The organism is Dietzia sp. HMSC21D01, from assembly GCF_001815995.1.
GTDB lineage: Bacteria > Actinomycetota > Actinomycetes > Mycobacteriales > Mycobacteriaceae > Dietzia > Dietzia cinnamea.
In genome coordinates, this window is record NZ_KV823756.1 from 915 (window position 1) to 7,374 (window position 6,460).

General features: G+C 70.6%; 5 protein-coding genes. 2 read left to right on the forward strand and 3 right to left on the reverse strand.

Going from position 1 to position 6,460, the window contains the following annotated elements; translation table 11 throughout:
- Positions 1 to 207, reverse strand: a 207-nt coding sequence (locus HMPREF3086_RS19480) for a hypothetical protein (RefSeq protein ID WP_246830887.1), incomplete at its 3' end; no start/stop codon positions are given.
- 217 nt (positions 208 to 424) lie between these two features.
- Here HMPREF3086_RS19480 and HMPREF3086_RS03405 point away from each other — a divergent pair.
- The gene (locus HMPREF3086_RS03405) at positions 425 to 3,076 is read left to right on the forward strand and encodes an ATP-dependent Clp protease ATP-binding subunit (protein ID WP_070720164.1); all 2,652 of its coding nucleotides are present in this window, start codon (positions 425 to 427) and stop codon (positions 3,074 to 3,076) included.
- A 100-nt stretch (positions 3,077 to 3,176) separates the two neighbouring features.
- Here the strand turns inward: HMPREF3086_RS03405 and HMPREF3086_RS03410 are convergent, their stop codons facing one another.
- Together HMPREF3086_RS03410 and HMPREF3086_RS03415 are read right to left on the reverse strand one after the other, a co-directional pair.
- Positions 3,177 to 3,701, reverse strand: coding sequence for a flavin reductase family protein (locus HMPREF3086_RS03410; RefSeq protein ID WP_070720166.1), 525 nt, complete (start codon positions 3,699 to 3,701; stop codon positions 3,177 to 3,179).
- A 98-nt stretch (positions 3,702 to 3,799) separates the two neighbouring features.
- Positions 3,800 to 4,933, reverse strand: coding sequence for an ROK family transcriptional regulator (locus tag HMPREF3086_RS03415; RefSeq protein WP_246830888.1), 1,134 nt, complete (start codon positions 4,931 to 4,933; stop codon positions 3,800 to 3,802).
- 184 nt (positions 4,934 to 5,117) lie between these two features.
- On the opposite strand from HMPREF3086_RS03415, the gene HMPREF3086_RS03420 reads away from it, so the two are divergent.
- On the forward strand, positions 5,118 to 6,344 hold the full coding sequence (locus HMPREF3086_RS03420; RefSeq protein ID WP_070720170.1) for an LLM class flavin-dependent oxidoreductase: 1,227 nt from the start codon (positions 5,118 to 5,120) through the stop codon (positions 6,342 to 6,344).
- Positions 6,345 to 6,460: the final 116 nt, after the last annotated feature.

The following is a 6,460-nucleotide window of genomic DNA, read 5'->3' on the forward strand; positions in this document are numbered from 1 at the left end:
GGCGACCCGACGGGGCTGGGTGACGATCACCCGTCCCGACACCCCGTCGGCGACGGCGACCGCGGGCGGGACGAGGGTCGTCTTGCCGGTGCCGGGCGGTGCCTGGACCACCGCGGTGCCCGCCGTGGCGAGGGCGTCCCGCAGTGCGGGCAGGGCGCGGGCGAACGGCAGCCCGCGGCCGATGCGGTCGAGATCGAACGCGCTCACGGCGCCCGGCCGCCGATCGCGTAGCTCATGGCGACGACCCTAGTGGCCGGGGATCCGGCCCGATGCGGGGCGTTCGCTGACGGCGTACACGATCATGCAATCGATCCCCGACCTGCCGCGTTGAACACTGGTGACGGGCTTCGTGCTGCTCCTGCGGTGCAGAGCGTCAGAACCGGCCACTACAGTGGTGAAAAACCGAGGAATGTGAGGTAGCACGATGTTCGAACGGTTTACCGACCGCGCGCGTCGCGTCGTCGTCCTGGCCCAGGAAGAGGCCAGGATGCTCAACCACAATTACATCGGCACCGAGCACATCCTGCTGGGTCTCATCCATGAGGGCGAGGGAGTGGCCGCCAAGGCCCTCGAGTCCCTCGGGATCTCGCTGGAAGCGGTGCGGAGTCAGGTCGAGGAGATCATCGGCCAGGGCCAGCAGGCGCCCAGCGGGCACATCCCGTTCACGCCGCGGGCCAAGAAGGTCCTGGAGCTGAGCCTGCGCGAGGCGCTGCAGCTCGGCCACAACTACATCGGCACCGAGCACATCCTGCTCGGCCTCATCCGTGAGGGCGAGGGCGTCGCCGCTCAGGTGCTGGTCAAGCTCGGCGCGGACCTCACACGGGTGCGCCAGCAGGTCATCCAGCTGCTGTCCGGGTACCAGGGCAAGGAGGCCGAGGCCTCGGGCACGCCCGCCGGCTCCGGTGGCCGCGAGGCCGGGACCCCGTCGTCGTCGACGGTCCTGGACCAGTTCGGTCGCAACCTCACCCAGGCCGCCATGGAGGGCAAGCTCGACCCGGTCGTCGGTCGCGCCAAGGAGGTGGAGCGCATCATGCAGGTGCTCTCCCGGCGCACCAAGAACAACCCGGTGCTCATCGGTGAGCCCGGCGTGGGCAAGACCGCCGTCGTCGAGGGCCTGGCGCAGGCCATCGTCAACAACGAGGTCCCCGAGACCCTCAAGGACAAGCAGCTGTACTCGCTGGACCTCGGCTCGCTCGTGGCCGGGTCCCGGTACCGCGGTGACTTCGAGGAACGCCTGAAGAAGGTCCTCAAGGAGATCAACCAGCGCGGCGACATCATCCTGTTCATCGACGAGATCCACACGCTCGTCGGCGCGGGAGCCGCGGAGGGCGCGATCGACGCCGCGTCGATCCTCAAGCCCAAGCTGGCCCGCGGTGAGCTGCAGACCATCGGTGCCACCACGCTCGAGGAGTACCGCAAGCACATCGAGAAGGACGCGGCCCTCGAGCGGCGCTTCCAGCCCGTTCAGGTTCCCGAGCCGGGCGTCGAGCTGTCCATCGAGATCCTCAAGGGTCTGCGGGACCGCTACGAGGCGCACCACCGCGTCACGATCACCGACGCGGCGCTGGCCGCCGCCGCCCAGCTCGCGGACCGGTACATCAACGACCGCTTCCTGCCGGACAAGGCGATCGACCTCATCGACGAGGCCGGTGCCCGCATGCGCATCAAGCGGATGACGGCTCCGCCGGACCTGCGCGAGTTCGACGAGAAGATCGCCGAGACCCGCCGCGAGAAGGAGTCCGCGATCGACGCGCAGGACTTCGAGAAGGCCGCCGGCCTGCGCGACACGGAGAAGAAGCTCATCGCCGAGCGCGCCGAGCGCGAGAAGCAGTGGCGCGCCGGTGACATGGACGTGGCCGCCGTGGTGGACGAGGAGCAGATCGCCGAGGTCCTGGGCAACTGGACCGGCATCCCCGTCTTCAAGCTCACCGAGGAGGAGACCACCCGTCTGCTCCGCATGGAGGACGAGCTGCACAAGCGGATCATCGGCCAGGAGGACGCCATCAAGGCCGTCTCCCGGGCGATCCGCCGGACGCGTGCCGGGCTCAAGGATCCCAAGCGTCCCTCGGGCTCGTTCATCTTCGCCGGCCCGTCCGGCGTGGGTAAGACGGAGCTGTCCAAGGCGCTCGCGAACTTCCTGTTCGGTGAGGACGACGCGCTCATCCAGATCGACATGGGCGAGTTCCACGACCGCTTCACCGCCTCGCGGCTCTTCGGTGCGCCCCCCGGGTACGTCGGTTACGAGGAGGGTGGCCAGCTCACGGAGAAGGTGCGGCGCAAGCCGTTCTCGGTCGTCCTGTTCGACGAGATCGAGAAGGCGCACTCCGAGATCTACAACACCCTCCTCCAGGTGCTGGAGGACGGCCGTCTCACCGACGGTCAGGGACGCATGGTGGACTTCAAGAACACCGTGCTGATCTTCACCTCGAACCTCGGGACCAAGGACATCTCCAAGGCCGTCGGGATGGGCTTCCAGTCCTCCGACAACACCGAGGACGCCTACGAGCGGATGAAGCAGAAGGTCAACGACGAGCTGAAGAAGCACTTCCGCCCGGAGTTCCTCAACCGCATCGACGAGATCGTGGTGTTCCACCAGCTCACGCAGGAGCAGATCGTCCAGATGGTCGACCTCATGATCGGCCGTGTCCGGGACGCCCTGAAGACCAAGGACATGGACATCGAGGTCTCCGATCGGGCCAAGAGCCTGCTCGCCAAGCGCGGGTTCGACCCGGTCCTGGGCGCGCGGCCGTTGCGTCGCACGATCCAGCGCGAGATCGAGGACACCCTCTCGGAGAAGATCCTCTTCGGCGAGGTCGCGGCCGGCGAGCTGGTGAAGGTCGACGTCGAGGGCTGGGACGGCGAGTCCGAGCGCACCGAGGACGCCAAGTTCACCTTCACCGGTGCTCCCCGCCCGGACGCCCCGCAGGACCGCCAGGGCGAGGAGATCTCGGCGAGCGTGGCGCCCACCGGCGAGGCCGGCCCGGGCGACTCCCTGCCGCCGAGCTCCGGCTTCGGTGGCGGCGCCACCGGAGGCCCCTCGGGCAGCGGCGGCGGCGCTGCTCCGGCCACCACCTGATCGCCTCCGGCGCCTGACATAGTGAAGGCCCCCGCCACGCGGCGGGGGCCTTCCTGTCGGTCCGGTGTGCGGGGTGGGGTCCTGTCCCCGCGAGCGCGGGTCATGCGTCGTGCCCGGGGATCGGCCGCAGGGCGCCGTCGACGATGACGAGCGGGTCCGAGGGGGCGTCGTCGAACCAGGCGTCGAGCAGCCGGGCGATCACGAGGACGTGGTCCCCGGCCGGGATGAGGCGGTCCAGCGCCACGCGCAGTCGCGCCCGACCCCCGTGGAGCATCGGCTCGCCCGTCTCCGCGCGGGTCCACAGGGTCGAGTCGGCGAAGCGCAGGCGCGACGGGCCCGCGAACCTCAGCGCGAGCGGCTGGTCGGCCTCGCCGAGGAGGTGGATGACGGCGGTCCGGGCCTCGAGCACGGCGCCCAGGCTCGACGAGGAGATCCCCACGTTGAAGCTCAGTAGCGCCGGCTCGGCCGACAGGCTCGACGGCGAGGACGCCGTGAACCCCACGGGCCCCTCCGGCCCGTCCAGGGTGATGACCGTGACGCCCGCGGGGTGAATCCGCATGGCCCGGCGGTGGACCTCACGAGAGACGGAGGACTGGGACACGGACAGCGAGTGGTGTTCTGACATGCGAGCAGTTTGCTTCCGGGTGGTCTGGGTGTCGACTGTTCCGCTCGTGGTGAGGGGAATGCCGTGCGCGGCGGCGGCGCGTCGACGGGTGGGGCCGGTCAGGAGGCCGTGCAGAGGCGCTCCGTCAACAACGAGGTCGGGTCCGCGCAGATCGCGTCCAGGGCCACGGCCATTGCGGCGAACTGCTGGATGCGGTTGCCGGCGGTCGACACCCGCAGATCCGGCAGTCCGCCGGAGAGCCGCGTCTCGCGCGTCGCCCTCATGAGGGGTGCCAGGTATCTCGGGTGATCGGTGAACGCCTGGCCGCACAGGACGACCGAATCCGGGCGGGTGATCGCCGAGACTATGCCGACGAGCCCGCCGAGGACGGTGGCGCGTTCGACCAGGATGGCCTCCGCCGTGGCGTCGTGTCGCGCCCTCGCGGCGAGCTCCGCGACGGTCGACACCGAGATCCCGTGGAGGGCGGCCGCCCGCACCAGGGCGGAGTCGCTCACCACGTCGAGCAGTCCGGCGCCTCGGTCGTCGAGGTACGTGGTGGGGCCGACGGGCAGGTGTGCGAGGTCCGGCGAGCCCGCGCGGGGCTGGTGGACGGCCCCGTCGATCACCAGCGCGGACCCCAGGTGCTCACGGCCGTAGACGACGAGTGTTGTGCCGCGGTGGGTCTCGTGGCCGACGAGCAGCTCGGCGGCCGCCATGGCCTCGACGTGCGGTGCCACCGAGAACGGCACGCCCAGGCGGTCGGCGAACAGGTCCGTGACGGGCACGTCCGTCCAGCCCAGTAGATCGTGGTCGATTCGGCCGGGGCCGGTGAGCCGGGCCGCGGTGGCGACGCCGCCCCACACGAGCGTGCGGTCGCGATGGCCGTCCAGGAGGCGGAAGGCGGCGGCCGTGAGGACGTCGATGATCTCCTCGGGGTCCCGGCCGGGGGTGGGGACGGAGTGCTCGGACAGGATCCGGCACCCGAGGTCGCAGACGGCGACGACGCTGCGGAGCAGGCCGATGTGGACGGCCACGGTCACCGGCCCGGACGGGTCGATCTCGAGGGGGACGCTGGGGCGTCCCACCGAGCCGTCGTGCATCAGTTCGGGACGCTCGCGGATGACCCCCGCGGAGAGCAGGGCAGAGGTCGCCCGCCCGACGGTGGCGACCGACAGGCCTGTCGTGGATGCGATCTCGGGCCTCGACACGGGCCCGCGGAACCGGATCGCACGCATGACCCGGGCAGAGCTCACGTCGGATATGCGCAGTTCAGGTGCTAATTCCTCGGGTCTCATGACCACACGGTAGCACAAACTATAGACCGATCTGTCTACTTGGTATATGGGTTTCGATCGTGGTGGACGGAATTCTGGCGAGCCGGCGATCCGCGCCCTGAGGATGGGCCTGTCCGACCCACCCGATGACGAGGAGTCACCCGTGACCACCCAGCAGTCCCAGCCGACCACCGCGAGCGGGGATCTCCATTTCCACTGGTTCCTGCCCACCTACGGGGACTCGCGCAACCTCGTCGCGGGCGGCCATGGCACGTTCATGTCGGGGGACCGCCCGGCGACGCTGCCGTACCTGCGGCAGATCGTCGCGGCCGCGGAGCACAACGGCTTCGAGTCGCTGCTCACCCCGACCGGCGCCTGGTGCGAGGACGCCCTGTTGACCTCCGCCCTCCTGGCGGAGTCGAGTGAGCGCATCAAGTTCCTCGTGGCCCTGCGGCCGGGGCTGATGAGCCCGACCCTCGCCGCGCAGATGGCGACGACCTTCCAGTGGCAGACCCACGGTCGCCTGCTCCTCAACGTGGTCACCGGTGGCGAGTCCGCCGAACAGCGCGCCTATGGGGACTTCCTCGACAAGGAGGCCCGCTACGCCCGGGCCGACGAGTTCCTCGAGGTGACCCGCCGGCTCTGGGGGTCGCCGGGCCCGGTCACGTTCTCGGGCGAGCATCTCGCCGTGGAGAACGCCGTCCTCGGGCGCCGCCCCGAGGTGTCCCCGCCCATCTTCTTCGGCGGTTCCTCCGCGGCGGGAATCCGTGTCGCCGCCCGTCACGCCGACACCTACCTGACGTGGGGGGAGCCCCCGGCGGCGGTGGCGGAGAAGCTAGACCGAGTGCGATCGGCCGCGGCCGAGCAGGGGCGGGAACTCGACTACGGCATCCGGCTGCACGTCATCTCGCGCGACACCTCCGAGCAGGCCTGGGCGGAGGCCGAGCGCCTGCTCGCGAGGATCGATCCCGCCGACGTCGACCGGGTCCAGGCCTCGCTGGCCTCGTCCGAGTCGGAGGGGCAGCGGCGCATGCTCGAACTCCACGGCGGCCGGACGGATTCGCTGGAGATCTACCCCAACCTCTGGGCCGGGGTCGGGCTGGTACGAGGCGGTGCCGGGACGGCGCTCGTCGGCTCCCACGAGGAGGTGGCCGACCGGATCGCCGAGTACGCGCAGCTGGGGCTGAGCCACTTCGTGCTGTCCGGGTACCCGCACCTCGAAGAGACGTACTCGTTCGGCGAGGGGGTCCTGCCCGAGCTCGCCCGGCGTGGCCTGCGGACGCCTGATGCGCCCACTCCGTCCACGGCCTCCGTGCCGTTCGCGGGCCCCACCTCGTCGTCGTCAGCGTCCACCACCCCGACCCGGGTACCCGCCTCCATCGGCGGGTGACCCACACCAGGAGAACAGCGCGATGAGCACGATCGTGACCCCCCTCACCCCGACCGCCGGGGCGCCGAGCCGCCCGGATCCCGGCGCGCCGGGCGTCCCGGCAGCCGCCGCCGACG